29 protein-coding genes are annotated in these 26,959 nt (G+C 60.3%); 13 read left to right on the forward strand and 16 right to left on the reverse strand.

Annotated elements, in window-relative coordinates:
• Nucleotides 1-33 precede the first annotated feature (33 nt).
• The 7 genes from EIY72_RS28655 to EIY72_RS28685 form a co-directional block, all read right to left on the reverse strand.
• Entirely contained in the window at nt 34-774 is a 741-nt protein-coding gene (locus EIY72_RS28655; protein WP_093225238.1) for a flagellar basal body rod protein FlgF, read from the reverse strand.
• 211 nt (nt 775-985) lie between these two features.
• On the reverse strand, nt 986-1,582 hold the full coding sequence (locus EIY72_RS28660; protein WP_093225241.1) for a cytochrome c3 family protein: 597 nt from the start codon (nt 1,580-1,582) through the stop codon (nt 986-988).
• A 9-nt stretch (nt 1,583-1,591) separates the two neighbouring features.
• On the reverse strand, nt 1,592-2,083 hold the full coding sequence (locus EIY72_RS28665) for a nitrate reductase cytochrome c-type subunit (protein WP_093225244.1): 492 nt from the start codon (nt 2,081-2,083) through the stop codon (nt 1,592-1,594).
• 11 nt (nt 2,084-2,094) lie between these two features.
• A complete protein-coding gene (napA, locus tag EIY72_RS28670; RefSeq protein ID WP_093225246.1) occupies nt 2,095-4,599 on the reverse strand; it encodes a nitrate reductase catalytic subunit NapA in 2,505 nt (834 codons plus the stop codon).
• Nucleotides 4,590-4,856 (reverse strand): chaperone NapD, encoded by a 267-nt coding sequence (locus EIY72_RS28675; RefSeq protein WP_093225248.1) that lies wholly within the window; start codon nt 4,854-4,856, stop codon nt 4,590-4,592. Before EIY72_RS28675 ends, napA begins: the two co-directional genes overlap by 10 nt.
• A gap of 35 nt (nt 4,857-4,891) precedes the next feature.
• A complete protein-coding gene (locus EIY72_RS28680) occupies nt 4,892-5,059 on the reverse strand; it encodes a periplasmic nitrate reductase, NapE protein (RefSeq protein ID WP_093225251.1) in 168 nt (55 codons plus the stop codon).
• A 159-nt stretch (nt 5,060-5,218) separates the two neighbouring features.
• Complete coding sequence (locus EIY72_RS28685) at nt 5,219-6,784, reverse strand: sigma-54-dependent transcriptional regulator (protein ID WP_093225253.1); 1,566 nt, start codon at nt 6,782-6,784, stop codon at nt 5,219-5,221.
• A 381-nt stretch (nt 6,785-7,165) separates the two neighbouring features.
• Here EIY72_RS28685 and phhA point away from each other — a divergent pair, with 381 nt between their 5' ends.
• From phhA to EIY72_RS28710, 6 genes are all read left to right on the forward strand, one after another.
• Nucleotides 7,166-7,957 carry a phenylalanine 4-monooxygenase gene (phhA, locus tag EIY72_RS28690; RefSeq protein ID WP_093225256.1) on the forward strand — a complete coding sequence of 264 codons (792 nt, stop codon included), beginning with the start codon at nt 7,166-7,168 and terminating at the stop codon, nt 7,955-7,957.
• A gap of 104 nt (nt 7,958-8,061) precedes the next feature.
• On the forward strand, nt 8,062-8,418 hold the full coding sequence (locus EIY72_RS28695; RefSeq protein WP_093225259.1) for a 4a-hydroxytetrahydrobiopterin dehydratase: 357 nt from the start codon (nt 8,062-8,064) through the stop codon (nt 8,416-8,418).
• Nucleotides 8,418-9,611, forward strand: a complete 1,194-nt coding sequence (locus tag EIY72_RS28700) for an amino acid aminotransferase (protein WP_093225262.1) — start codon at nt 8,418-8,420, stop codon at nt 9,609-9,611. Before EIY72_RS28695 ends, EIY72_RS28700 begins: the two co-directional genes overlap by 1 nt.
• A 268-nt stretch (nt 9,612-9,879) precedes the next feature.
• Nucleotides 9,880-10,011: a hypothetical protein gene (locus EIY72_RS30230; RefSeq protein WP_269457260.1), complete on the forward strand. Its 132-nt coding sequence runs from the start codon at nt 9,880-9,882 to the stop codon at nt 10,009-10,011.
• Nucleotides 10,012-10,084: 73 nt separating this feature from the next.
• On the forward strand, nt 10,085-10,282 hold the full coding sequence (locus EIY72_RS28705) for a hypothetical protein (RefSeq protein ID WP_093225265.1): 198 nt from the start codon (nt 10,085-10,087) through the stop codon (nt 10,280-10,282).
• Nucleotides 10,283-10,383: 101 nt separating this feature from the next.
• A complete protein-coding gene (locus tag EIY72_RS28710; protein ID WP_093225267.1) occupies nt 10,384-11,583 on the forward strand; it encodes an MFS transporter in 1,200 nt (399 codons plus the stop codon).
• On the opposite strand, the gene arfB is transcribed toward EIY72_RS28710, so the two are convergent.
• The 7 genes from arfB to EIY72_RS28750 all read right to left on the reverse strand — a co-directional run bounded on the left by arfB (nt 11,580) and on the right by EIY72_RS28750 (nt 19,268).
• A complete protein-coding gene (gene arfB / locus EIY72_RS28715; protein ID WP_093225270.1) occupies nt 11,580-11,993 on the reverse strand; it encodes an alternative ribosome rescue aminoacyl-tRNA hydrolase ArfB in 414 nt (137 codons plus the stop codon). The genes EIY72_RS28710 and arfB overlap by 4 nt on opposite strands.
• 132 nt (nt 11,994-12,125) lie before the next feature.
• Complete coding sequence (locus EIY72_RS28720) at nt 12,126-13,547, reverse strand: amino acid permease (RefSeq protein WP_093225273.1); 1,422 nt, start codon at nt 13,545-13,547, stop codon at nt 12,126-12,128.
• A gap of 853 nt (nt 13,548-14,400) precedes the next feature.
• On the reverse strand, nt 14,401-15,612 hold the full coding sequence (gene rluB / locus EIY72_RS28730; protein WP_093225276.1) for a 23S rRNA pseudouridine(2605) synthase RluB: 1,212 nt from the start codon (nt 15,610-15,612) through the stop codon (nt 14,401-14,403).
• Nucleotides 15,613-15,920: 308 nt separating this feature from the next.
• Nucleotides 15,921-16,928, reverse strand: a complete 1,008-nt coding sequence (gene scpB, locus EIY72_RS28735; RefSeq protein ID WP_093225279.1) for an SMC-Scp complex subunit ScpB — start codon at nt 16,926-16,928, stop codon at nt 15,921-15,923.
• A gap of 11 nt (nt 16,929-16,939) precedes the next feature.
• Nucleotides 16,940-17,638, reverse strand: coding sequence for a segregation and condensation protein A (locus EIY72_RS28740; protein ID WP_197678869.1), 699 nt, complete (start codon nt 17,636-17,638; stop codon nt 16,940-16,942).
• 123 nt (nt 17,639-17,761) lie between these two features.
• Nucleotides 17,762-18,391, reverse strand: a complete 630-nt coding sequence (locus tag EIY72_RS28745; protein ID WP_093230690.1) for an L-threonylcarbamoyladenylate synthase — start codon at nt 18,389-18,391, stop codon at nt 17,762-17,764.
• 13 nt (nt 18,392-18,404) lie between these two features.
• Nucleotides 18,405-19,268: a PHP domain-containing protein gene (locus EIY72_RS28750; RefSeq protein WP_093225285.1), complete on the reverse strand. Its 864-nt coding sequence runs from the start codon at nt 19,266-19,268 to the stop codon at nt 18,405-18,407.
• A gap of 87 nt (nt 19,269-19,355) precedes the next feature.
• Here EIY72_RS28750 and EIY72_RS28755 point away from each other — a divergent pair, with 87 nt between their 5' ends.
• The 6 genes from EIY72_RS28755 (at nt 19,356) to EIY72_RS28785 (ending at nt 23,693) form a co-directional block, all read left to right on the forward strand.
• Entirely contained in the window at nt 19,356-19,952 is a 597-nt protein-coding gene (locus EIY72_RS28755; RefSeq protein WP_093225288.1) for a septation protein A, read from the forward strand.
• A gap of 1 nt (nt 19,953) precedes the next feature.
• Complete coding sequence (locus EIY72_RS28760) at nt 19,954-20,253, forward strand: YciI family protein (RefSeq protein WP_007984134.1); 300 nt, start codon at nt 19,954-19,956, stop codon at nt 20,251-20,253.
• A 111-nt stretch (nt 20,254-20,364) separates the two neighbouring features.
• Nucleotides 20,365-20,778 (forward strand): SH3 domain-containing protein, encoded by a 414-nt coding sequence (locus tag EIY72_RS28765; protein ID WP_093225291.1) that lies wholly within the window; start codon nt 20,365-20,367, stop codon nt 20,776-20,778.
• Between the two features lie 7 nt (nt 20,779-20,785).
• Nucleotides 20,786-21,463, forward strand: coding sequence for a response regulator transcription factor (locus tag EIY72_RS28770; RefSeq protein ID WP_093225294.1), 678 nt, complete (start codon nt 20,786-20,788; stop codon nt 21,461-21,463).
• 266 nt (nt 21,464-21,729) lie between these two features.
• A complete protein-coding gene (locus EIY72_RS28780; protein ID WP_093225297.1) occupies nt 21,730-22,179 on the forward strand; it encodes an LTXXQ domain protein in 450 nt (149 codons plus the stop codon).
• Nucleotides 22,180-22,355: 176 nt separating this feature from the next.
• Entirely contained in the window at nt 22,356-23,693 is a 1,338-nt protein-coding gene (locus tag EIY72_RS28785; protein WP_093225300.1) for a sensor histidine kinase, read from the forward strand.
• 96 nt (nt 23,694-23,789) lie between these two features.
• On the opposite strand, the gene EIY72_RS28790 is transcribed toward EIY72_RS28785, so the two are convergent.
• On the reverse strand, nt 23,790-24,356 hold the full coding sequence (locus EIY72_RS28790) for an NAD(P)H nitroreductase (RefSeq protein ID WP_093225303.1): 567 nt from the start codon (nt 24,354-24,356) through the stop codon (nt 23,790-23,792).
• Nucleotides 24,357-24,476: 120 nt separating this feature from the next.
• Between EIY72_RS28790 and EIY72_RS28795 the strand changes: the two genes are divergently transcribed.
• The gene (locus tag EIY72_RS28795; RefSeq protein ID WP_093225306.1) at nt 24,477-25,931 is read left to right on the forward strand and encodes a TrkH family potassium uptake protein; all 1,455 of its coding nucleotides are present in this window, start codon (nt 24,477-24,479) and stop codon (nt 25,929-25,931) included.
• On the opposite strand, the gene EIY72_RS28800 is transcribed toward EIY72_RS28795, so the two are convergent.
• Nucleotides 25,888-26,949 carry an AraC family transcriptional regulator gene (locus EIY72_RS28800; protein WP_093225309.1) on the reverse strand — a complete coding sequence of 354 codons (1,062 nt, stop codon included), beginning with the start codon at nt 26,947-26,949 and terminating at the stop codon, nt 25,888-25,890. The genes EIY72_RS28795 and EIY72_RS28800 overlap by 44 nt on opposite strands.
• Between the last annotated feature and the right edge of the window lie 10 nt (nt 26,950-26,959).

The following is a 26,959-nucleotide window of genomic DNA, read 5'->3' on the forward strand; positions in this document are numbered from 1 at the left end:
GTGCGCCTGTTTTACGGCGCGACGTTCTGATAATTAGCTGATCTGCAAGACCCGAGCCATGGCCTGGTCATCGTCTTTGGCGGTGTTCATCATCTTGATGTGCAGCTCGAACTGCTTGGACAAAGCCAACACCGAAGTCATTTCCTCCACGGCATTGACGTTGCTCGACTCAAGGAAACCGGACACCAGCTTGACGTCGGCATCGGCGGGTGCCGGCTGACCATCCTTGGTGTGGATCGAACCGTCCAGGCCTTTGGTCATGTTCTTGATGTCCGGATTGACCAGCTTGATGCGGTCGACTTCGGCCATCACACGCGGGCCTTCGCCCATCGCACGGATGCTGATGGTGCCGTCCTCGCCCACTTCGATCTGTTGCTCGGGCGGCACGGCAATCGGCCCGCCATTGCCCATGACCGGCATGCCGTTGCCGGCGCGCAACACGCCCAAGGCGTCGACATTCAGGCTGCCGGTGCGCACGTAGCTTTCGCCACCGTCGGGGTTCTGCACCGCGATCCAGCCATTGCCTTGCACGGCAACGTCGAGGTCGCGACCGGTCTGTACCAGCGAGCCAGGGGAGAAGTCGGTGGCCGGGCGTTCGGACATGGCAAACGCCCGCGCCGGAAAGCTGTCACCGAACACCGGCATCGAACGGGCCTGCTCCAGGTCTTTCTGGAAGCCGTTGGTGGAGATGTTCGCGAGGTTGTTGGCATGAGCCTTCTGCGCCAGTGCATTCTGGCTGGCGCCGGTCATTGCCACATAAAGGTACTTGTCCACGATCTTTCCTCTGCCTGCCGGACGTTTGCCGTCCGCTGCTGTACTGCGCAGGCTGTAGCAAATTGCAGACCAACTTGCTTGCAGAGAGGTGAAGCCCTTTAAACACGGGACTTGGGGACAATCAGGCGGGGATGGGCAATTGTGTCAAAGTCGAAAAACCGGCGCGTTCATGCCGCTCGGCGGCAACCGTGCAAACGACAGGCCCGTTCGGCTACCAGCCTTTGACGCCGCTCATGTCCGGCAGCTTGTGGGCAATGCCCTTGTGGCAGTCGATACAGGTCGCCTGCCCGCTGGCCAGCGAAGTGGAGTGCATGCTGGCGGCGCGCTTGCTCTGGCGAGTGAAATCCATGAACTCGAAGTTGTGACAGTTGCGGCACTCCCGCGAGTCATTGGCCTTGAGCCGCGACCATTCGTGCTCGGCCAGTTCGCGGCGCATATCGAGGAACTTGTCACGAGTATCGATGGTACCGAAGACCTTGCCCCAGACCTCTTTGGACGCCTGCATCTTGCGGGCGATCTTGTGCGTCCACTCATGGGGGACGTGACAATCCGGACAGGTTGCGCGCACACCGGAGCGATTGGTGTAGTGGATGGTGTCCTGCAACTCGACGTAAACGTTGTCACGCATCTCATGACAGGAGATGCAGAACTTCTCGGTATTGGTCGCTTCCAGCGCAGTATTGAAACCACCCCAGAAAATCACCCCGGCAATGAACCCGCCCAGGGTCAGGAAGCCCAGGCTGTAATGCACACTGGGCCGGCGCAGCACACCCCAGTAATCCTTGAGCAGAGCAAGCACGGATTTCATGGCCTCTCCTTAAGGTTTCTGCTGGCCGTTGATTTCGTCTTGCAGCACCTGGTCAATATTCTTGAAGCTGTTGTCCACCAGCGGCTTCACGTCTTTCTGCGGCACATGGCACTGGTTGCAGAAGTAGCGACGGGGTGAAACCGCGGCCAGCGCCTGACCATCGCGATCCATATAGTGGGTAATGCTGATCATCGGTGCCTGGGTGCGGGCGCTGTTGGCGCGACTGTGGCAGGTCAGGCATTTGTTGCTGTTCTTGTCGATCTGATAGCCACGAATACTGTGGGGAATGGTCGGTGGCTGCTCGGGATAATTGCGCTCGCGCTTGAGGTCTTTGTTTTCATCTTCGGCAAGCGGCGGCGCCGGCAACTCCTGGGTCAGGGTGCCACCGGCACGCCGACCATCCGGCGCCGGTGCGTCCAGCGGATAGGCAGGCTCTGCCGCCATTGCCGCTGGCAACCACAGCAACAAGGCAAGCAGCAAGGACAGCAATCGACCATTCATCACAGCGCTCCTCATGCCGTCCTGATCAGCTCGATGCGGATTGCACACTTCTTGTAATCGGTCTGCTTGGAGATAGGGTCTGTCGCATCCAGCGTGACCTTGTTGATCAGCCGATTGGCATCGAAGAACGGTACGAACACCAGACCCTGAGGCGGCTTGTTGCGCCCGCGGGTTTCGATGCGCGCGCGCATTTCACCGCGTCGACTGATCAGTTTCACCTCACTGCCGCGACGGGCATTCAACGCCTTGGCGTCAGCAGGATGCATATAGACCAGGGCCGCCGGCACCGCCTTGTAGAGTTCCTCGACACGCTGGGTCATGGTCCCGGTGTGCCAGTGCTCCAGCACCCGGCCGGTGCTCAACCAGAACGGGAAATCCGCATCTGGAGATTCCGCCGGCGGCTCGAAAGGCAAGGCGAAGATGATCGCCTTCTTGTCGGGATAACCGTAGAACTGCACACCACTGCCCTTCTCCACGTACGGGTCATAACCCTCACGGAAACGCCAGCGTGTCTCCTTGCCCTCGACCACCGGCCAGCGCAGCCCGCGCTCGGTGTGATAAAGATCAAAAGGTGCCAGGTCATGACCGTGACCGCGGCCAAATTGGGCGTACTCTTCGAACAGGCCTTTCTGCAGATAAAAGCCGAAGTCCCGGACCTCGTCATTCTGAAAGCCCGCGGCCAATTGCTCGGCCGGGAACTGATCGACCTGGCCATTCTTGAACAGCACCTCATACAGGGTCTTGCCCTTGTAGTCGGGTGCAGCGGCCAGCAGCTCCGCCGGCCAGGCTTCATCGGTGGTGAAGCGTTTGGAAAACTCGACCAACTGCCAGAGATCCGACTTCGCCTCGCCCGGCGCCGAGACCAGTTGATGCCAGAACTGAGTACGCCGCTCGGCATTGCCGTAGGCGCCCTCTTTCTCGACCCACATCGCGGTGGGCAGAATCAGGTCGGCCGCCTGCGCCGAGACCGTCGGGTACACATCCGAGACCACCACAAAGTTCTCGGGGTTACGCCAACCGGGCAACACTTCCTGCATGATGTTGGGACCTGCCTGCATGTTGTTGCTGGCCATGGTCCAGTACACATTGAGCACGCCGTCCTTGAGCATGCGACTCTGCTGCACGGCGTGAAACCCGACCTTTTCCTTGATGGTGCCCGGCGGCAGCTTCCAGATTTTTTCCGCCGTGGCGCGATGCGCCGGGTTGGTGACCACAAGATCGGCTGGCAGGCGATGGGAAAAGGTCCCGACTTCCCGCGCCGTCCCGCACGCCGATGGTTGCCCCGTCAGGGAGAAAGGGCTGTTGCCCGGCTCGCTGATTTTCCCGGTCAGCAGGTGAATGTTGTAGATCAGGTTGTTGGCCCACACGCCCCGCGTGTGCTGGTTGAAACCCATGGTCCAGAACGACACCACCTTGCGCTTGGGGTCGGCATAGAGCTCGGCCAGGGCCTTGAGACGCTCGGCCGGCACCCCGCTTTCCTTCGCGGTACGTTCCAAGGTGTAGGGTTTGACGAAAGCGGCAAACTGATCGAAGTCGATATCGCTCCAGGTGTTGGCCTTGTCGGCATTGCGCGCCTTTTTCTCCAGCGGATTATCCCCGCGCAAACCGTAGCCGATGTCGTCGGTGCCTTTGGCGAACCGCGTATGTTTGCTGACGAAGTCCTTGTTCACCGAGCCGCTTTCAATGATGTGGTTGGCGATGTAGTTGAGAATCAGCAGGTCGGTCTGCGGCTTGAACACCATCGGGATGTCGGCCAGTTCGAAACTGCGATGCTCGAACGTCGACAGCACCGCCACTTTCACATTCGGCTGGCTCAGGCGCCGATCGGTCACCCGACTCCAGAGAATCGGGTGCATCTCGGCCATGTTGGAACCCCACAGGACAAAGGCATCGGTGACTTCAATGTCGTCGTAACAGCCCATCGGCTCATCGATACCGAATGTGCGCATGAAGCCCATCACCGCCGAGGCCATGCAATGGCGCGCATTGGGGTCGATATTGTTCGAGCGAAAACCGCCCTTCATCAACTTGTTGGCCGCGTAGCCTTCCCAGACAGTCCACTGCCCGGAACCAAACATGGCAATGGAATCGGAGCCCTTGTTCTTCAGCGCTTCCTTGAACTTCGACTCCATGACATCAAATGCCTGAGCCCAGGACACGGGGTAAAACTCACCCTGCTTGTCGTATTGCCCGTTAGTCATGCGCAACAATGGCTGCGTCAGGCGATCGACGCCGTACATGATCTTCGACAGGAAATAACCTTTGACGCAATTCAGTCCTCGATTGACTTCGGCTTTCACGTCGCCATGGGTCGCGACCACCCGATTGTCCTTGGTCGCCACCATCACGCTGCAGCCGGTACCGCAGAAACGACAGGGCGCCTTGTTCCAGTCCAGGGCAACCCGGTCTTCCTCGGTGATCAGATTGCTGGCGGAGGTGAATACCGGAAGTCCCGCCGCTGCTGCGGCAATTCCGGCCGCCTGGGCTTTGACAAACTCTCGCCGGGTCAAAGGCATGGGCTTTCTCCCGTGACATCGAGCATTTCGTGATAAACCAGGGCAGCGTTGAGCACACCGGGCAGGCGGTTGATCTGATCGATGCGCTGAAGAATCTGGCTTTCATGCTCGGTTTCGAGCACCACCACCAGTTTGCCGGCAGGGCTTTCCTGATGAAGTTCAACGCCGCTTAGAAGACGCAAGTTGGCCTTCACCGCGTCGAAAAGAGCGGGACGAGCAAGTACTACGAGACTGGCAATATGCAGCGTCTTTTCCATGACCAGCACTCCGCGCATTTTAAAAAAAGCAGCGATCAGTGAGGCGGCCCAGGCGGACCGAGCAACATTTGCAGAAACCAGACAATAAAACCGTAGCCGCCCACTATCACCACCGATAGTGCGGGAAACAGCACAACAATCAGAAAATAGAACAGGCGAGTTTCTTTGCGCACTCGCTGGGATGCGTCATCCGCTGAAGGCATGGCTTGCGCTCCTGCCAAACTTTGAACTGAGCTTAGACGGCATGCCTGCAGGGCTCGCTGATTCAGATCAACGGCGCAAACAACGGGCACTTCCAACAACAACTTGAAGTGCCCGGAATAATTATCATCTATTAAACATTCCTGTTTGAACCTGGCGAACTAATCCTGACGTTCAAGTTTGCCTATTTCGTATTCGCGCAATTTATTGGCGATTGTCGTGTGAGAAACCCCCAGACGTTTGCCCAGCAGTCGGCTACTGGAATGCTCCGAATAGAGACGCTCCAGCACCGCCTTCTCGAACCGCCCGACAATCTCGTCCAGCCCCCCTTCCAGGGAGAAATCGCCAAGGGGCTGACGCACACCGTAATCCGGCAAGCGAATATGCTCGGCCTTGACCGTGCCGCCCTCGCACAGGGAGACCGCCTGGAACAGCACGTTTTCCAGTTGGCGTACGTTGCCGGGCCAATGGTAGTGACTGAGCCGGTCCATGGCCGCCGGCGCCAGCTTGGGCAACGGACAACCGATCTGCCGGCTGGCTTGATCGAGGAAGTGCTCGACCAGCGGCGACAAACCGTCGAGGCATTCGCGCAACGGCGGAATGTGCAGCGACAGCACGTTCAAGCGGTGGTACAGGTCCTGGCGGAATTCCCCACGGGCGCACAGCTCCGACAGGTCGACCTGGGTGGCGCAGATCACCCGCACATCGAGATAAACCTCCTCGTCACTGCCGACACGCCGGAAGCAGCCGTCCTGCAGGAAGCGCAGGAGTTTCACCTGCAAGCGCGCACTCATCTCATCGACACCATCGAGAAACAACGTACCGCCCGCCGTCAACTCCAGCAGGCCGAGCTTGCCTTCGGCTCGTGCGCCTTCGAAGGCTCCCGGGCCGTAACCGAACAATTCCGTCTCGGCCATCGATTCCGGCAGTCCGGCGCAATTGAGCGCCATCAACGGCGACTGACCACGCGGGCTGGCCAGGTGACAGGCCCGCGCCAGCAATTCCTTGCCGGTGCCGGTTTCGCCTTCGATCAACAGCGGCGCGTCCAGTGGCGCCATGCGCCGGGCTTCGCGCACCACCGCGGCCATTACCTTTGAACTCTGGAAAATGCTGTCGAAGCCACGTAGCTCCTGTTTACGCACGTTATAGATGCGCTCGCCGACCCGGTCGGCGCGGTGCAAGGTCAGCACCGCACCGGCCATGGCTTCGCTGTCGTCGTGCTCCGATTGCAATGGCGCGATGTCGGCGAGGAACACATCGCCCTTGACCTTGACCCGCATGCCGTTGATTCGCGACTTGTTGGCCCGCACCAGTTCCGGCAGGTCGAAGTCTTCGGCATAACGTGACAGCGGAATGCCCGGCACTTCGTCGACACGCACGCCGAGCAACTGCGCCGCTGCACGGTTGGCGGCGACGATAGAACCGCCCATATCAATCGACAACACCGGAAACTCCAGGGCGCCGAGCAGCGCATTGAGCTCCATGTGCCGACGCTCGCTGGGCATCAGTCCTACGCGCTTGACGCCAAATACCCCGGCAATCGCCTCGAATTTCGGACGCAGGGCCTGGAACTGGATGTTGATCAGGTTCGGGCAGTGCAGATAGATGGCGTTGCCATGCTCACCGCCGACCTCGCCGCGAGCGACGTTGATCCCGTACTCCACCAGCAGATTGAGAATGTCGCGCAGGATGCCGATGCGGTTCTGGCAGTGGACTTTGATACGCATATGAAGACCTGAAAAAACGGTGAGTGGCGTACACAACCTGTGGGAGCGAGCTTGCTCGCGATGAAGGCCAAGGCAACGCGGTTATTCGGCAAGGACGCGTTTTCGTTGAAGTCCATCGCGAGCAAGCTCGCTCCCACGGGGAATATTTCTGCTGAGGCGCGCAGATAGTCGTCAAGATTATGTGACAGTTCCAGCGGCTTTCAAACCCACAAATCCCCATAGCGACGCCTCAAACGGAGATTCGTAACGAATTCTTTACGAAAAGCCGCCAGCTTTCCTACGTAGCTCAGCGAACACCTGCTGCATCTGTGCAATCCCTGGGGTATTTCTAGGTCCATAGCAGCACATAACAAGAACGAATCCCCCTAGCAGGAGAGCAGCATGAAGCAGACGCAATACGTGGCTCGCGAGCCCGATGCGCAAGGTTTTATCGACTACCCCGCTGAAGAACACGCGGTGTGGAACACGCTGATCACTCGCCAACTGAAAGTGATCGAAGGGCGTGCGTGCCAGGAATACCTGGACGGCATCGAAAAACTCGGTCTGCCCCACGACCGCATTCCTCAACTCGGCGAAATCAACAAAGTCCTTGGCGAAACCACCGGCTGGCAGGTTGCTCGTGTGCCGGCGCTGATTCCCTTCCAGACCTTTTTCGAATTGCTCGCCAGCAAACAGTTTCCGGTGGCGACCTTCATTCGTACCCGCGAAGAGCTGGATTATCTGCAAGAGCCGGACATCTTCCACGAGATTTTTGGCCACTGCCCGCTGCTGACCAACCCGTGGTTTGCCGAATTCACCCACACCTACGGCAAGCTCGGCCTGCAAGCGACCAAGGAAGAACGTGTGTACCTGGCGCGGCTGTACTGGATGACCATCGAATTCGGCCTGCTCGACACCCCGCAAGGCCAGCGCATCTACGGCGGCGGTATCCTGTCCTCACCGAAAGAAACCGTTTACTGCCTATCAGACGAGCCCGAGCATCAAGCCTTCGACCCCGTCGAATGCATGCGTACGCCGTACCGCATCGACATTCTGCAGCCCCTGTATTTCGTTCTGCCGAACCTCAAGCGCCTGTTCGACCTGGCCCACGAAGACATCATGGGCATGGTCAAGCAAGCGATGCAGATGGGTCTGCACGCGCCGAAGTTTCCGCCCAAACCGAAAGCGGCGTGATCCGCCGCTTTTACAATCAAGTGAGCCTGTCGCAAACCCGCGCTTTGCATTAGCGTGGCGTCACTGACGGCCGATTTCCAAACATTCGATTTCAGGAATACACCATGACCGCACTCACCCAAGCCCATTGCGAAGCCTGCCGCGCCGATGCCCCACAGGTCAGCGACGAAGAACTGCCGGTATTGATCAAGCAGATCCCGGACTGGAACATCGAAGTTCGCGACGGCATCATGCAGCTGGAAAAAATCTTCCTGTTCAAGAACTTCAAGCACGCCCTGGCGTTCACCAATGCCGTCGGCGAAATCTCCGAGGCCGAAGGTCATCACCCTGGCCTGCTGACCGAGTGGGGCAAAGTCACCGTGACCTGGTGGAGCCACTCGATCAAAGGCCTGCACCGCAACGACTTCATCATGGCTGCACGCACCGACGAAGTGGCCAAGGACGCCGAGGGCCGCAAATAATGCATTTCGACGCCATCGCGCGAGTGCCTGGCGACCCGATCCTGGGCCTGATGGAGGCGTACGCGCAGGACCCGAACCCGTGCAAGTTCGACCTCGGCGTGGGCGTCTATAAAGACGCCCAGGGCCTGACGCCGATTCCGCAGTCGGTGAAGCTGGCGGAGGCGCGTCTGGTCGAGCGCCAGACCACCAAGACCTACATCGGCGGGCATGGCGAACCGGCGTTCGGCAAGGCCATCAGTGAGTTGGTTTTGGGCGCCAACTCTGCGCTGATCAGCGCGCAACGTGCCGGTGCTACCCAGACACCGGGTGGTACCGGGGCACTGCGCCTGAGTGCAGATTTCATTGCCCAGTGCCTGCCGGGGCGCGGCGTCTGGCTGAGCAATCCGACCTGGCCGATCCATGAAAGCATTTTCGCGGCGGCCAAGGTCAAGGTCAGTCATTACCCGTACGTTGGCAGCGACAATCGCCTGGACGTAGACGGCATGCTGGCGGCCCTCAGCCAGGCACCGAAGGGCGATGTGGTCCTGCTGCACGCCTGCTGCCATAACCCGACCGGTTTTGACCTGTCCCATGACGATTGGCAGCGGGTACTGGACGTGGTGCGCGAGCGCGAGTTGCTGCCGCTGATCGACTTCGCCTATCAGGGCTTCGGCGATGGCCTGGAACAGGACGCCTGGTCGACCCGACTGTTCGCTGCCGAGTTGCCGGAACTGTTGATCACCAGCTCCTGCTCGAAGAACTTCGGCCTGTACCGCGATCGCACCGGTGCGCTGATTGTCTGCGCGAAAAGTGCCGACAAGCTGACCGACATTCGCAGCCAGCTGGCCAACATCGCCCGCAACCTGTGGTCGACGCCGCCAGATCATGGCGCGGCAGTGGTGGCGACCATCCTTGGCGATCCCGAGTTGAAAAAACTTTGGGCCGATGAAGTGGAAACCATGCGTTCACGCATTGCCCAACTGCGCAGCGGTCTGGTCGAAGCGCTGGCGCCCCACGGTCTGCGCGAGCGTTTTGCGCACATTGGCGAGCAACGCGGGATGTTCTCCTACACCGGCTTGTCGCCGGAGCAAGTCAGCAACTTGCGCGACCATCACAGCGTGTACATGGTCAGCTCGGGGCGGGCCAACGTGGCCGGCATCGACGCCACGCGCCTGGATCTGCTGGCCGAGGCGATTGCCAAAGTCTGCAAATAATCCCGGACCTGCCCCTCATGTAGGGGCGAGCCTGCTCGCGATGGGGTCAATCTGCCAACTTTCATGTTGGATGACACACCGCTATCGCGAGCGAGCTCGCTCCCACATTTGTCTTTTGTTGTCTGCTCACAATTTGTATAGACAACCCCATCCGTCGAAACAAATGGATATAAAAGTCTGTTTGTCATTTTCAGTGCTGTATCCTGCCCAGGCTTTTTTAAAGCGCGGATCTACCAGATCTATCAACAGACTTAGCGAGGAGCGCACCATGCACGAGATTCCTAATCTCCCCTTCCCAAGCCTGCACGTACCTGAGCAGACGACCACGCAACAAGCCGGCGCCCAACAGCCCGAGCCGAAAGAAGCCACTGATGGCCGCCAGGCTGACAGCGAAGACTGAGCAACACGCCGTACAGACCGTGTGGAAAGCGCTAACATGCGCTTTCCACACTGCCTGAACCCGAGCCCCCGCCATGACCGACGAATCCAACCCAGGCGTTGACGAAACACAAGCCGGCCTGCTGATCGGCACCGCCGAAAAGATGATCGACATCTGGAACCGCCTCTCCCCGGAAAAACAAGCCACCTTGCTGGCCCGTTTCGGCACCCAGGAAAATGCCCTGGCCGCCCTGGTCACCACGCAACTGGTCGCGCCTGCGAAAGCCGAATGACGCCGCCGGGCAAATAGTTTTACTTTTTCACGTCCGAGCCGCGTTCACGCCGCTATCATAAGCAGCCTATCTATTTGGCTGTTCCGTGGACGCTTTCCCCCATGTCAGAAACCCGACGCCCCCTGGCGATCACCCTGCAAGTCGTTTCCATCGTTCTGTTCACCTTTATCGGCTACCTGAATATCGGCATTCCCCTTGCCGTACTGCCGGGTTATGTCCACAACGACCTGGGCTTTGGCACTGTGATTGCTGGTTTGGTGATCAGCGTGCAGTACCTGGCCACCCTGCTCAGCCGCCCATACGCCGGGAAAATCATCGACAACAAAGGCAGCAAACTGGCAGTCATGTACGGTCTGGCCGGTTGCGGGCTGAGCGGCGTATTCATGCTGATTTCAGCCTGGACGCAAAGCCTGCCGCTGTTAAGTCTGCTCAGCCTGCTGATCGGTCGCCTGGTACTGGGCAGCTCGGAGAGCCTCGTCGGTTCTGGCTCGATTGGCTGGGGCATCGGCCGGGTCGGCGCAGCCAACACCGCCAAAGTCATCTCCTGGAACGGCATCGCCAGCTACGGCGCACTGGCCATCGGCGCACCGTTCGGCGTGTGGCTGGTGGGCCAGTTCGGTCTGTGGAGCATGGGTGTCAGCATCCTGTTGCTGGCCGCTCTTGGCCTGCTGTTGGCGTGGCCAAAAACCGCTGCGCCCATCGTCGCCGGTGAGCGCCTGCCTTTCATGCATGTGCTCGGGCGGGTCTTTCCCCACGGCTGCGGCCTGGCGTTGGGTTCCATCGGCTTCGGCACCATCGCCACCTTCATCACCCTGTATTACGCCACCCAACACTGGGACAACGCGGTGCTGTGCCTGAGCCTGTTCGGTGCCAGCTTCATCGGGGCGCGACTGCTGTTCGGCAACCTGATCAATCGCCTCGGCGGCTTTCGAGTGGCGATTGCCTGCCTGTCAGTGGAAACCCTCGGCCTGTTGCTGCTGTGGCTGGCACCGGATGCCCACTGGGCACTGGCGGGTGCGGCGTTGAGCGGTTTCGGTTTCTCGCTGGTGTTTCCAGCGCTGGGGGTCGAAGCGGTCAACCTTGTGCCCGCCTCTAGCCGTGGCGCGGCGGTGGGGGCCTATTCGCTGTTCATCGACCTGTCATTGGGGATTACCGGGCCATTGGCCGGTGCGATTGCGGCAGGCTTTGGTTTTGCCTCGATTTTCCTGTTCGCCGCCCTCGCCGCTTGCAGCGGTCTGATCCTCAGCCTGTACCTGTACCGGCAAGCCGCAAAACTGCGCGAGACCCGTGACAGCCGTTAGAAGTCGACCTTGCCGCGCCCGGCCTTGATGTTGCCGCGTTTGGTTTTGGATTCGAGACGACGGGTTTTCGAGCCCAGGGTCGGCTTGGTCGGGCGGCGCTTCTTCTCGACTTTGGTTGCGCTCAGGATCAGTTCGGTCAGGCGCAACAACGCGTCGGCGCGATTCTGTTCCTGGGTCCGGTACTGCTGGGCCTTGATGATCAAGACGCCGTCACTGGTGATGCGACTGTCACGCAGCGCCAGCAGCCGTTCCTTGTAGAACGCGGGCAAGGACGAGGCCGCAATGTCGAAGCGCAGGTGCACGGCACTCGAGACCTTGTTGACGTTCTGCCCACCCGCGCCCTGGGCGCGAATGGCCGTCAACTCGATCTCGGCATCGGGAATGTGCACGTTGTTGGAAATCACCAGCATGGAAAGGGGTCCGGGTTCAGAGCCTGCAGGATACCGCGAATAGACCACAGGAATGCGGCCGCAGGGTTTTATGGAACCCTGAAAACAACAAACCCGGCACATGGCCGGGTTTGTCGCTTCTGCGTGCTGCGCTTACTTCATGGAAGAACCTGCAACGTGCAACCCAGGCTGCGCACTGCGTTTGTTCTTGATGAGGTAGCAGACCCACATGAACACCAGCCACACCGGAATCGCGTACACCGAGGTCTGGATGCCCGGGATCAACAGCATCACGCCGAGAATGAACACGACGAACGCCAGGCACAGGAAGTTGCCATACGGGTACCACAGCGCCTTGAACAGCGGCGTCTGCCCGGTCTTGTTCATGTGCTGGCGGAACTTGAAGTGCGAGTAGCTGATCATCGCCCAGTTGATCACCAGGGTGGCCACCACCAGCGACATCAACAGTTCCAGCGCGTTCTGCGGGATCAGGTAGTTCAGCAAAACGGCAATCAGCGTCACCGCAGCCGAGGCCAGGATCGAACGCACCGGCACGCCGCGCTTGTCGATCTTCGCCAGCGCTTTCGGTGCGTCGCCCTGTTCAGCCATGCCCAACAGCATGCGGCTGTTGCAGTAAGTGCCGCTGTTGTACACCGACAAGGCCGCGGTCAGGACCACGAAGTTGAGGATGTGCGCCGCGGTGTTGCTGCCCAGCATCGAGAACACCTGCACGAACGGGCTGCCGCTGTAGGAGTCGCCGGAAGCGTTCAGGGTCGCCAGCAGGCTGTCCCACGGGGTCAACGACAGCAAGATGACCAGGGCACCGATGTAGAAAATCAGAATGCGGTAGATCACCTGGTTGATCGCTTTCGGGATCACGGTCTTCGGCTTGTCGGCTTCAGCTGCAGTGAAACCGAGCATTTCCAGGCCGCCAAAGGAGAACATGATGAACGCCATGGCCATGATCAGGCCCGTCGTCCCGTTCGGGAAGAAACCGCCATGGGACCAAAGGTTGCTCACCGACGCCTGCGGGCCGCCGTGGCCGCTGACCAGCAGGTAGCTGCCCAGGGCGATCATGCCGACGATGGCCACGACCTTGATGATCGCGAACCAGAACTCGGCCTCACCGAACACCTTGACGTTGGCCAGGTTGATCGCGTTGATCAGCACGAAGAAGGCGGCAGCAGACACCCAGGTCGGAATATCCGGCGCCCAGTAGTGGATGTACTTGCCGACAGCGGTCAGCTCCGACATGCCCACCAGGATGTACAGGATCCAGCAGTTCCAGCCCGACAGGAAACCGGCGAAACCGCCCCAGTACTTGTGGGCGAAGTGGCTGAAGGAGCCGGCTACCGGGTCTTCGACGATCATTTCACCGAGCTGGCGCATGATCAGGAAGGCAATGAAGCCACAGATGGCGTAGCCGAGGATCATCGACGGGCCAGCGGATTTCAGTACCCCGGCCGAGCCGAGGAACAAACCGGTACCGATCGCGCCACCCAGGGCAATCAGTTGAATATGGCGATTTTTCAGGCCGCGTTTCAGCTCGCCTGAATGCGGGTTTTGTCCACTCATGAAAAGGGTCTCACGCAAGGTTTGATGATGTTCAGTAGACGTTGCTGCTCGATTGCGACATTAAGCAGCGCCGATCAAACCCCAGCGCAAGCACCAGGAGTTCAGCGTATTTACAACGGTCATGCGTCACCTGTTTGTTTTTATCTGTGACGAAATCGAACCCGACACGCTCGTGACGCGACGGAGTGAACAAGGCGGATAGCCTTGAGGTTTGCGCAGATGCGCAGGAGGTCACAGGTAAAACGCGGCGCATTGTACACCTGTAACCCCCTGCTGCCAGACACCGCTGGACAAGCGTGTCTATGGCCGGGATTGCCTGTGTCCGCCCCGAGAGGCTCGGGCGGCTGCAAATACGGGGTCAGGCCCTTGCGGACCATTGACGGGGACGGCAGAAAAAACGTCCCTCGCGGGGAGGAAAAAGCGGATTACGGCGTTCATTGCGCCTCCATTTTGTTATGCACCTGCACGACAGGCAGGTGCGCATATCACCCTGACTGATGAGGTGAAACAAGCGGGTTAGAGGGCTGGAAGTAGGAAGGCCGGCGATACATCGTAAGAATTTTCTTACGATGTACGATGGATCACGAATTCATGGGACAAATCAGTGGTATTCGTCAGGTTTTCTTTACAGCGCGTAAATCCCGCTTTCCACACTGGAGAACTCAGGGAAGCCACTGACGTCATCGCGAGCAAGCTCGCTCCCACCTTTTGACCGCTTTTATCCAAGCGACCTCGCGTTCCTGTGGGAGCGAGCTTGCTCGCGATGGCGATATAAAATTCACCAAGGAACAAATGCCAGGCGAAAAAAAACGCCAACCGAACGGTTGGCGTTTTTCATGAAGCGCTTACCCGATCACTCAGGCTTGCGACGACCGAAGCCTGGACGCTGACCGGAACCTGCCGGTGCGCCACGGCGCTTGCCCGACGGTTTGTCACCGTCGACCAGCTTGATCCCCGGACGCTTCGGCGCCGGTTTGGCTGGGCGTTTGGTCTCCGCTGGACGGTCGGCGACCGGTGTTCCACGCCCTTCGCCGCGCTCGGTACGACCATTGGCCGGACGCGGCGTGCGCGGGCTGCGCTCGCCGTCCTGACGGGCGGCGGGCTTGCGAGCCGGGCGCTCGCCTTCGAAATGTGGCTCACGGTTTTCACGCGGTGCGGCAGGTGCGCCAGCAGCGGGACGCAACGTACGAACACGCTCGGTCTTGGCCATAGGACGCGACGACTTGCGCTGCATTCGCTCAAGCTTGTCCTTGCTCTTGGCGTTCAGTTGCGGCATCGCCACCGGCGTCAGGCCCACTTCAGCACTGAGCACGTCGACTTCGTACTGGCTCATTTCGCGCCAGCGGCCCATCGGCAGGTCGGAGTTGAGGAATACCGGACCGAAACGCACGCGCTTCAGGCGGCTGACCACCAGGCCCTGGGATTCCCACAGGCGACGCACTTCCCGGTTGCGACCTTCCATCACCACGCAGTGGTACCAATGGTTGAAACCTTCGCCACCGGGCGCTTCCTGAATGTCGGTAAAACGCGCCGGGCCGTCTTCAAGCACTACACCGGCTTTCAAGCGGGCGATCATCTCGTCGTCGACTTCACCGCGTACACGCACGGCGTACTCACGGTCCATTTCGAAGGACGGGTGCATCAGGCGGTTGGCCAGCTCACCGTCGGTGGTGAACATCAGCAAACCGGTGGTGTTGATGTCGAGACGGCCGATGTTGATCCAGCGGCCTTCTTTCGGGCGCGGCAGCTTGTCGAATACGGTCGGGCGACCTTCAGGGTCGACACGGGTGCAGATCTCGCCGTCGGGCTTGTTGTACATGATCACGCGGCGCACCGATTCGGCCGCCTCTTCACGCTTGATCACACGGCCATCGATGGTGATGGCGTCGTGCATGTCAACGCGCTGGCCAAGGGTGGCGTCTTTGCCGTTGACCTTGATGCGGCCATGACTGATCCAGGCTTCGACGTCACGGCGCGAGCCGACACCGATACGGGCGAGGACTTTCTGCAGTTTTTCGCCTGCTGGGCCGATTTCCTGGTCGTCTTTCTGGTCTTTGATACTCATCTGGGCACCTCCCGGTGTGGTCTGTTCAGGCCTGGCCTGAAGCATTGGAATCTTTGACTTGGGCGAAGGGATCGCCGAAGGGTCGCGAATCATACGCGCATGTGGGCGTTTGCGCATCAGAGAGTAGTCGATGACGGCAAGGTGATTGGTTTTTCCGCTGGCCGGTGCCACCGCCCTCACAGTCAATGCAAACCCTTGTGGGAGCGAGCTTGGTCCGGGCGGCGTTCCAACGATAGCGGTTTTACAGGCCCGGAAATGTTGAATGTAACGCAGCCATCCCGAGCAAGCTCGCTCCCACAGGGTTTGCGTCAGTCTTCGAGCTCGCGGCGTTCGGCTTCGATGGCTTCGGCAAGAGCCAAGGCTTCGGCCTCTTCGTCGGACAACTCGGGCTCGGGCTTCGCTTGATCGAGGGCGGCTACAGCAGCGAGGAGTTTTTCCCGGGCTTCGGCGACGCCGAGGATGTCGTCTTCCTGCTCAGGCTCTGGCTCTGGCTCAGCTTCGGACTCTGACTCGATCTGCTGTTCAGACTCAGGCGCGAAATGAGCGGCTTCGATTTCAAGCTCGCCCACAGGTTCCTCCGATTCAAAGTCAGGCGACATCCCGTCACGCAGCAAATCGTCGAAATCGGTCTTGATCCCCTCCTCCATGCTGTCGAGTTCCAGCAGCAGCGTATGGAAACTGGTCTCTTCCTTGGGCTCTTCCGGCTCGGCGCTGGCGTCTGCCAGCTCCTGCAGCGAGGCCGGCACCGGCGCGTCGTCGAAATCGAGCACCGGGTCCGGTTCGAGCTCGCGCAGTTCGGCCAGTGGCGGCAGATCGTCGAGATTTTTCAGGTTGAAATGATCGAGGAAGGCCTTGGTGGTGGCGAACATTGCCGGTTTGCCGGGCACGTCGCGATAGCCGACGATGCGAATCCACTCGCGTTCCATCAGGGTCTTGACGATGTTGCTGTTGACCGCCACGCCCCGCACGTCTTCGATTTCGCCGCGGGTGATCGGTTGGCGATAGGCGATCAGGGCCATGGTTTCCAGCATGGCTCGCGAATAACGCTGCGGGCGCTCTTCCCAGAGGCGACCGACCCAGGGCGAGAATTTCTCGCGAATTTGCAGGCGATAGCCCGAGGCCACTTCCTTCAACTCGAACGCGCGGCCGTCGCAGGACTTGGCGAGTATCGTCAGGGCTTTCTTGAAGACCGGCGGCTCAGGTCGCTCGCCCTCCTCGAACAGTTCGAAGAGGTTTTCCAGGGACTGCGGTTTTCCCGAGGCCAACAGAAAAGCTTCAAGCAAAGACGCCAGGTCGCGGGGTTCGGTCAGGTTCATGTATCGACTCGTTATTCGGCTCGGGCTCGCACGTGGATCGCGGCAAAGGGCTCATTCTGCACCAGCTCGACCAGGGATTCCTTGACCAGTTCAAGGATGGCCATGAAGGTCACCACCACGCCCAGGCGCCCTTCCTCGGCGGTGAACAGCTCGACAAAGGGCACGAAGCCGCCGCCCTTGAGGCGCTCGAGCACATCGCTCATGCGTTCGCGGGTCGACAGCGCCTCGCGGCTGACCTGATGGCTTTCGAACATGTCGCCACGGCGCAGTACTTCGGCCATGGACAGCAGCAGCTCCGACAGGCGCACATCCGGCAGCAGCTTGCGCGCGCGGGCTTCCGGCGCGTCGAGCTTGGGCACGATGACATCGCGGCCCACCCGGCTCAAACCATCGATGCCTTCGGCCGCAGCCTTGAAGCGCTCGTATTCCTGCAGGCGGCGGATCAACTCGGCGCGCGGGTCGTCCTCTTCATCCTCGACGGTTTCCGCCCGTGGCAGCAACATCCGCGACTTGATCTCGGCCAGCATCGCGGCCATCACCAGGTACTCGGCGGCCAGCTCCAGGCGGACCGACTGCATCAGCTCGACATAACCCATGTACTGACGGGTGATCTCCGCCACGGGGATGTCGAGGATGTTGATGTTCTGTTTGCGAATCAGGTACAGCAGCAGGTCGAGAGGCCCTTCGAAGGCCTCAAGAAAGACTTCCAGTGCATCCGGCGGAATGTACAGGTCCAGCGGCATTTCCATGACCGCCTGGCCATAGACCATGGCGAAGGGCAGCTCTTGCTGGGCGCCGGCCTGACTATCGACTACAGGTTCCACTGCCGACATCTAGGCCTCGGCCATGAACGGCGCAGGGTCGCCGCAACCGACGCGGATCACTTCCGGCTCGCCGTCGGCCAGATTGATCACGGTGGACGCCTTGATCCCGCCGAAACCGCCGTCGATGATCAGGTCGACCTGATGCTCGAGCAACTGGCGCATTTCATAGGGATCGAACATTGGGTCGGACTCGCCGGGCATGATCAGGCTCACGCTCATCAACGGCTCGCCCAGTTGCTCAAGCAGAGCCAGGGCTATCGGGTGGCTGGGCACACGCAGACCGATGGTGCGTTTTTTCGGGTGCAGCAACAGTCGGGGTACTTCACGGGTGGCATTCAGAATGAAGGTGTACGGGCCCGGCAGATGGGCCTTGAGCAAGCGGAAGGTACCGGTATCGATCTTGGCGAACAGCCCCAGCTGCGACAGGTCGCAACAGATCAGCGCAAAGTTGTGCTTGTCGTCCAGCCCGCGCAGGCGACGCACGCGCTCCACGGCGTTCTTGTCGCCGATCTGGCAACCAATGGCGTAGGACGAGTCTGTGGGATAAATCACCACTCCGCCGCTGCGGATGATTTCAACAGCCTGTTTGATCAGGCGCGGTTGCGGATTTTCCGGATGAATCTGGAAAAATTGACTCACATTCTCTACCTGTTCAGACGGCGGCAATAATTGGCTCATGCTTGAATCGGCACCACAAGGGCGGCAGATCCTCCGGGAGCGGGCGGTATTCACCGATTTCAGACCACCCGCCAGGGCCATGAAAATCACTGCCGGCGCTGACCAGCAGACCGAACTCACGGGCGAGAATGGCCAGGCTGCCCACTTGCTCGGCAGGCTGGTAACCATTGACCACTTCGATGGCGTGGCCCCCTGCTTGAATATAGTCGGCAATCAGGCGTCGACGCTTGCTGCGGGTAAAATCGTAGTGCCAAGGGTGCGCCAGGCTGACCCAGGCCTTGGCTGCGCGCAAGGTTTCGACGGTCTCTTCCAGGGTGGGCCAGTGCTGCTTGACGTCCCCCAGCTTGCCGGCGCCCAGCCATTTGCGGAACGCTTCGGCGCGATCCTTGACCATGCCTTCACGGACCATCCAGTCAGCGAAGTGCGGGCGGGCCGGCGCGTTGCCGCTGTCGCCCAGTTCCTGCTGAATCTGGCGAGCGCCTTCCAGCGCACCGGGCATGCCCTTGAGCGCCAGCTTGCGGCTGATTTCCTCGGAGCGCAGCCAGCGGCCGTCATGCAGTTTGGCGATGGCCTCGACCAAGGGTGCGGCATTCACGTCAAAACCGTAGCCGAGTACATGAATGGTGGCGCCGCCCCAGGTGCAGGACAACTCGACGCCATTGACCAGTTGCATCCCCAGTGCGGTCGCCGCCTGTCGGGCTTCGTCCAGCCCTTCGAGGGTGTCGTGATCGGTCAAGGCCAGGACTCGCACGCCTTTCTCGTACGCACGCGCAACCAGAACCGCTGGCGCCAAGGCGCCATCGGAGGCCGTGCTATGGCAGTGCAAATCAACATTCACAGGGCTTTGTAACCTCGAGTCAGCTGGCGCTATCGCGCGCCCATATGTTTGTTATTATGCCGTCACATCCTGCTTCTGGCTGCCACTGTGAAACAATTCATCGATTTCATCCCGCTCCTGCTGTTTTTCATCGTCTTCAAAATCGATCCACGGGTCGTCGACATTGCCGGTCACCAGGTCACTGTAGGCGGTATCTACAGCGCCACCGCGATGCTGATCATCAGTTCCCTGGTGGTCTACGGCACCCTGTTCATCAAGCAGCGCAAACTGGAGAAGAGCCAGTGGCTGACCCTCATCGCCTGCCTGGTGTTCGGTAGCCTGACCCTGGCCTTCCACAGCGAAACCTTCCTGAAATGGAAAGCGCCGGTGGTCAACTGGCTGTTCGCCCTGGCCTTCATCGGCAGCCACTTCATCGGTGACAGCCTGCTGATCAAGCGCATCATGGGCCACGCACTGACCCTGCCGGATCCAGTATGGACCCGCCTGAACATCGCCTGGATCGCTTTTTTCCTGTTTTGCGGTGCCGCCAACCTGTTCGTTGCGTTCACCTTCCAGGACTACTGGGTCGACTTCAAGGTCTTCGGCAGCCTGGGCATGACTTTGCTGTTCCTGGTCGGCCAGGGCATCTACCTGTCCCGCCATCTGCACGATGCCGACACCACTACGCCAAAAACCGAGGACTGACATGCTTTACGCAATCATTGCCACAGACGTCGCCAACTCCCTGGAAGCCCGCCTGGCCGCACGGCCTGCCCACCTTGAGCGCCTGCAAGTGCTCAAGGGCGAAGGTCGCATCGTGCTGGCCGGCCCACACCCGGCCGTTGACAGCAATGATCCGGGCGCAGCGGGTTTCACCGGCAGCCTGATCGTTGCCGAATTCGACTCCCTGAGTGCCGCCCAGGCCTGGGCCGATGCTGATCCGTACATCGCCGCGGGCGTCTACGCCAACGTTCTGGTCAAGCCGTTCAAGCAAGTCCTGCCGTAAATCCTCCCCCACGCGATGAACCTTGTCGGTTCATCGCGATCTCAATCGCTCATTATTCCCGTTTGCCTGCCGACAACTTGCCCAATACTGGTATTGGAATCTGGAGTCGCAATGCGCAAGGGTCCGTTGTGTCTGATGTTGGTCACGTTGTCGATCGTGGCACCCGCCCACGGTGAAGAAAGCGCCGAAGGGGGCAATTCGACGCCTCTGTCCCTGAGCGCCGGCCCGCAGATCACCGAGTTGCAGCAACGCTTGAAAGAAAGCGAACGGCAACGGGAAGAACTGGGCAAACAACTGCAAAATGCTGATGCTGAACGCGAAAGCCCGCTGCTGGCCCGTTTGCGCCAAGAGAACCAGCGCCTGAAGCTGCAACTCAAGGAGGCTCAGGCCAACAGCCCGCTGCCACGGCTGCTGACTGATCAGCAACAATGGTTTGTCGTGGGCGCCGGGGTAGCGCTATTGGCGCTGCTCTGCGGTATCTTCGCCAGTGGAGCAAGTCGAAAACGTCGACAATGGCTAAATTGAGTGAGTCATGAGCGAGCTGTTACTAATTGATGATGACCAGGAGCTGTGCGAGCTCCTGAGCAGTTGGTTGAGTCAGGAAGGCTTTCAGGTGCAAGCCTGTCACGATGGCCAGAGTGCGCGCCGCGCGCTGGCCGAAACCTCCCCGGCGGCCGTGGTGCTGGATGTAATGCTGCCCGATGGCAGCGGTCTGGAACTGCTCAAGCAATTGCGCAGTGACCACCCGGATTTACCGGTGTTGATGCTGTCGGCCCGCGGCGAGCCACTGGACCGTATTCTCGGCCTGGAACTGGGTGCGGACGATTACCTGGCCAAACCCTGCGACCCTCGAGAACTCACAGCCCGTTTGCGCGCCGTTTTGCGCCGCAGCCATCCGGCGGCAGTGTCCAGCCAGATCGAATTGGGCGACCTGTGTTTCAGCCCGGTGCGCGGAGTGGTCAGCATCGACGAACAGGAATTCACCCTGACCGTCTCCGAAAGCCGCCTGCTCGAAGCGCTGCTCAAGCAGCCCGGTGAGCCCCTGGACAAACAGGACCTGGCGCAACTCGCCCTCGGCCGCAAACTGACCCTGTACGACCGTAGCCTGGACATGCACGTCAGCAACCTGCGCAAAAAGATCGGCCCGCATCCCGACGGCCGACCACGCATCGTCGCCCTGCGCAGTCGCGGGTACTATTACAGCCTGTAACCCCAGTAAGCACTGCCTGACTTCAACCTGTGGCGAGGGAGCTTGCTCCCGTTGGGCTGCGTAGCGGCCCCAAAAAAACGGGACTGCTGTGCAGTCCGACGGGAGCAAGCTCCCTCGCCACAGACAGGTGTTCCGCATGGCGGTGTGTCAGGTGGATGCAGAATCGTCTTTACCCAAGCTTTACGCTCCGCTGACCGCCGCTGACCTTGATCTCCGTAATCTGTACTCATCCGGAACGTACCGGGAACGAGACAAGGAGATACACCATGCGCAAGACTCTTATCGCTCTGATGTTCGCTGCCGCCTTGCCGACCGTGGCCATGGCCATGCCTGGTGACGCAGGCCCGATGGGTGGGCCAATGGACGGATCGCGCCATGGCGGTCAGATGCACGGCATGCACGGCAAAGGCCCGTACAGCCAACTCGACCTGAGCCGCGAACAGCGCGAGCAGATCCGCAAGATCATGGGTGAGCAGATGCACGAACGTAAGCAACTGGTCGAAAAATACCTGCAGAAGCTGTCGCCGGCTGACCAGAAAGCCATGAAGGACGAGATGACCGCAGGCCATCAGAAAGCCCAGGCTGACGTGCGCGCCCTGCTGAAACCGGATCAACAGAAAAAATTCGACGAGATCCAGCAGAAACAGGCTGAGCGTCGCGCTGAGTGGGCACAATTCCAGGCCTGGAAAGCGCAACAGCCGCAAAAAGCGCAATAATGCGCTGAACCCGGACCCAACGGCCAACAACCGTTGGGTCTGACACCCTGCAATTTAAATGTGGGAGCGAGCTTGCTCGCGATAGCGTTCTTTCAGTCACATCGATATTGAATGTGTCGACGCTATCGCGAGCAGGCTCGCTCCCACATGGATTTGTGATCGTTTGAGGATTTTCCGTGCGCTCATTGTTCTGGCGGATTCTGGCCAGTTTCTGGCTGGCCATCGCCCTGGTTGCAGGGCTTTCCATTCTGCTGGGGCACATGCTCAACCAGGACGCGTGGATCCTCAGCCGCCACCCGGGCCTCAACACCCTGGCGGAAGAATGGACGCAAACCTACGAAGCCCAGGGCGAGGACGCCGCCCAGGACATTCTTCAGCAACGCAAGCGTCAGTACCACATTGACGTTCAGGTGTTGAACGAGAACGGCGACCCGGTAGTGCGCGGCACCTTCCCCAAACGCGCGGCAGCCTTCGAGGCGCGCCAGAACAATGATGATCGGCGCTTGCCATGGCGCCGTCTGACCGATGAATTCACCAGCGAAAAAACCGGTGATACCTACCTGTTCATCTACCGCATCCCGCATCCGGAACTGGACGCCTGGCACCGCGGAAGCCTGATCTGGCCGCTCAGTGCGCTGGGCATCGCCCTGGTGGTGCTGACCCTGTTCAGCCTGTTGGTGACGCTTTCCATTACTCGCCCACTCAGTCGCTTGCGCGGTGCCGTGCATGACCTGGGGCAAACCACCTATCAACAGAACAGCCTGGTTAAACTGGCGAGTCGCCGCGACGAGTTCGGAGTCCTGGCAACTGATTTCAACCGCATGGGACAGCGCCTGCAAAGCCTGATTGGCAGCCAGCGGCAACTGCTGCGCGACGTCTCCCACGAACTGCGCTCGCCTCTCGCCCGCCTGCGCATTGCCCTGGCACTGGCCGAACGCGCCTCGCCACAGGAACGCGAGCAACTCTGGCCACGCCTGACCCGTGAGTGCGACCGTCTGGAAGCATTGATCAGCGAGATCCTGGTGTTGGCGCGGGTCGACTCCGATAACGCCAGTGCCGAAGACGTGGACCTGAACAGTCTGCTCAATACCCTGCAAAAGGATGCGCAACTGAGCTCACCGGAACAACTGGTCCATCTCGAAACCGAGCCACAGTTGAACCTCAAGGGCTGGCCGACCATGATCGAGCGCGCCGTGGACAACCTGTTGCGCAACGCCCAGCGCTTCAACCCGGCGGGCGGCATGCCGATCGAAATGCAGGCTTTGCGTTCGGGTGAACGCATTGTGGTAACCGTGCGCGATCATGGGCCAGGGGTGAACAGTGAGCATTTGAGTCAGCTCGGTGAGCCGTTTTATCGGGCACCGGGCCAGACGGCGGCGGGACACGGCCTGGGGTTGGCCATCGCCCGGCGCGCGGCCGAACGCCACGGCGGCAGCCTGGTGCTGGCCAATCATCCCGAGGGCGGTTTCATTGCCAGTCTGGAGTTGCCCCTGGAGCCAGGGGCTGTGGCGTAGTTTCTGAGGGGGCAGGCCTGCCAGCGAAAGTGACAGGCCGGACGACATCAATGGTGACCGATGCGCCGCCATCGCGAGCAAGCTCGCTCCTACCGATCAGGCCTTGCCTGGCCAGGCGCTGACAAAGTTGCTCAGTTCAACTTTCTCCGCCACACGCGGCTCCTTCTGCGGGGTGCCCAGGTACAGGAAGGCAATCACCTCTTCCCCTTCAGCCAGCCCCAAGCCCTTGGCGACGTGCGGCGAATACGCCAGATCACCGGTACGCCATACCGCACCAATTCCCTGGGCGTAAGCCGCGAGCAAGATCCCGTGCGCTGCACACCCGGCCGCCAACAGTTGCTCGGACTTCGGATACTTGATGTGCTCCTGCACCCGCGCGATCACCACGACCACCAGCGGTGCGCGCAGCGGGCCGTTACGCGCCTTGTCGATCGCGGCTTCATTCACCTCGCTGTCCTGCAGCTTCGCCGCTTCGGCCAGCAACTCGCCCATCTGCTCCCGTGCCGCGCCTTCGACCGTGAGGAAACGCCAAGGCTGCAAATGTCCGTGATCCGGAGCGCGCATGGCCGCGCCGAACAGCATTTCGCGCTGCTCGGCGGTCGGTGCCGGTTCAATCAGTCGTGGAACGGAAACACGGTTGAGCAAAGCGTCGAGAGCCTGCATCGGCCACCTCCTGAAAAATATTTGCGGCTATTCTAGCGGCAAGCGCGCCGAGCGTGCGGTTTACATGCCCTGCCCCACGGGTAGAATGGCGCCTTTTCCTACTTCAGCCGAGCGGACCTCATGGCGTTGCCGACCTTACGGATCATTGGTTTCATCATCGGCATCTTCCTGATCACGCTGGCGATCGCCATGGTCGTGCCCATGGCCACCCTGATCATCTTTGATCGCACGAGTGATATGCCGTCGTTCCTCTGGGCCAGCATGATCACCTTTGTCGCCGGTCTGGCGCTGGTGATTCCCGGGCGCCCCGAACACATCCACCTGCGCCCGCGAGACATGTACCTGCTGACGGTCAGCAGCTGGCTGGTGGTGTGCATCTTCGCCGCGTTGCCCTTTCTGTTGACCCAGCACATCAGCTACACCGATTCCTTCTTCGAAAGCATGTCCGGTATTACCGCGACCGGCGCCACGGTACTCAGTGGCCTGGACAGCATGTCCCCCGGCATCCTGATCTGGCGTTCGCTGTTGCACTGGCTCGGCGGCATCGGTTTTATCGGCATGGCGGTGGCGATCCTGCCGCTACTGCGCATCGGTGGCATGCGCCTGTTCCAGACCGAGTCCTCGGACCGCTCGGAAAAGGTCATGCCCCGTTCGCACATGGTGGCGAGACTGATCGTGGCCACCTATATCGGTTTCACCATTATCGGCAGCCTCGGCTTCTGGTGGGCGGGCATGAGCCTGTTCGATGCGATCAACCACGCGATGTCGGCGATTTCCACCGGTGGTTTTTCGACGTCGGACGAATCCCTCGCACACTGGAAACAACCGGCGGTGCACTGGGTTGCTGTGGGGGTAATGATCCTAGGCAGCCTGCCGTTCACCCTTTATGTGGCAACCCTGCGCGGCCACCGCAAGGCGCTGATCAAGGATCAGCAGGTCCAGGGTTTTCTCGGCCTGCTGCTGGTGACCTGGCTGGTACTGGGCACCTGGTATTGGTGGACGACCGACCTGCACTGGCTGGATGCGCTGCGACACGTGGCCGTCAACGTCACGTCGGTGGTCACCACCACCGGATTTGCCCTGGGGGACTACAGCCTGTGGGGCAATTTCTCGCTGATGCTGTTCTTTTATCTGGGCTTTGTCGGCGGCTGTTCCGGCTCGACCGCCGGCGGCATCAAAATCTTCCGCTTCCAGGTGGCCTACATCCTGCTCAAGGCCAACCTCAATCAACTGATTCACCCGCGTGCGGTGATCAAGCAGAAGTACAACGGTCACCGGCTCGACGAGGAAATTGTCCGCTCGATTCTGACCTTCTCGTTCTTCTTCGCCATCACCATCTGCATGATTGCGCTGATGCTGTCGCTGTTGGGCCTGGACTGGATGACCGCCTTGACCGGCGCCGCCAGCACCGTGTCCGGTGTCGGCCCGGGGCTGGGCGAGACCATTGGCCCGGCGGGCAACTTCTCGACCCTGCCGGACGCCGCCAAGTGGATTCTTTCCTTCGGCATGCTGCTCGGCCGGCTGGAGATCATCACTGTGTTTGTGCTGTGTATTCCGGCATTTTGGCGTCATTGACCGCCGCCGTTGCTTGCAACAGCCGCACCCGGTATTCGCCGGGGGTGACGTCGAACCAGCGGCGGAAGGCGCGAAAGAAGTTGCTCGGATCGGCAAAGCCCAGCAGATAGGCGATTTCCAGCAGGGTCATGGTCGGCTGCGCCAGGTACTGCTCGGCCAACTCACGGCGGGTGTCGTCCAGCAGCACCTGAAAACTGGTGCCCTCCTCCTGCAAGCGTCGTTGCAAGGTACGCTGGGACAAGTGCAACGTCTGCGCCACCACATCACGCTTGGGCTCGCCCTGGGGCAACAGTCGGCATAACACCTGCCGGGCCTTATGGGTCACGCGGCTTTCGGAAAAACGCGCCAGGTATTCGCCGGCAAAACGATCATGCAGCAAGGCCATGGCTTCGTTGGCGGTTGGCAGCGGCGCTTCCATGTCCGCGCGTTCAAAGATCAGCGCATCGTAAGGGGCATTGAACACCAGCGGCGCATGGAAGGCCTGTTTGTAAGGTTCAAGATCCACAGGCTCAGCCCCTTGCACCAGCACCTTTCGTGGATGCAGGGTGCGCCCGGTCAGCCAGCCGCACAGGGCCAAGGCACAGGCCAGCGAGGCTTCGGCACTTTGCCGGGTCGGTGGCAGATGATCGCCATGCACCGTCAGGATCAAGGCATAGCCTTCATCCAACAGCTTGAAACTCAGGTCGGCGCTTTCGGCAATGATCCGTTGATAGCGCACCAGTCGCTGAAAGCCTTCGGCCAGTGTCTGGCTGGACATCAGGGCGTATCCGGCGACGTGAAAAGAGGCCGGTCGCACCACCTTGCCCATGTTCAGGCCGATGGCCGGGTTGCCGGACAACTCCACTGCGCGTTGCCACAGCCGTGTCATGGAATCCTGCGGGAAGCGTGCATCCGGATCACTCAGCGACCCATAGTCGAGCCCTAGCTGTTTGAACAGAACCCGGCAATCCAGGCCGTCCATTTCCAGCGCTTTGACAATCCCCATTGCCCAGCTTGCAGAAGTCGTTCTTTCGCTCATGGCGTCTACT

It is taken from the genome of Pseudomonas vancouverensis (assembly GCF_004348895.1).
Lineage (GTDB): Bacteria > Pseudomonadota > Gammaproteobacteria > Pseudomonadales > Pseudomonadaceae > Aquipseudomonas > Aquipseudomonas vancouverensis.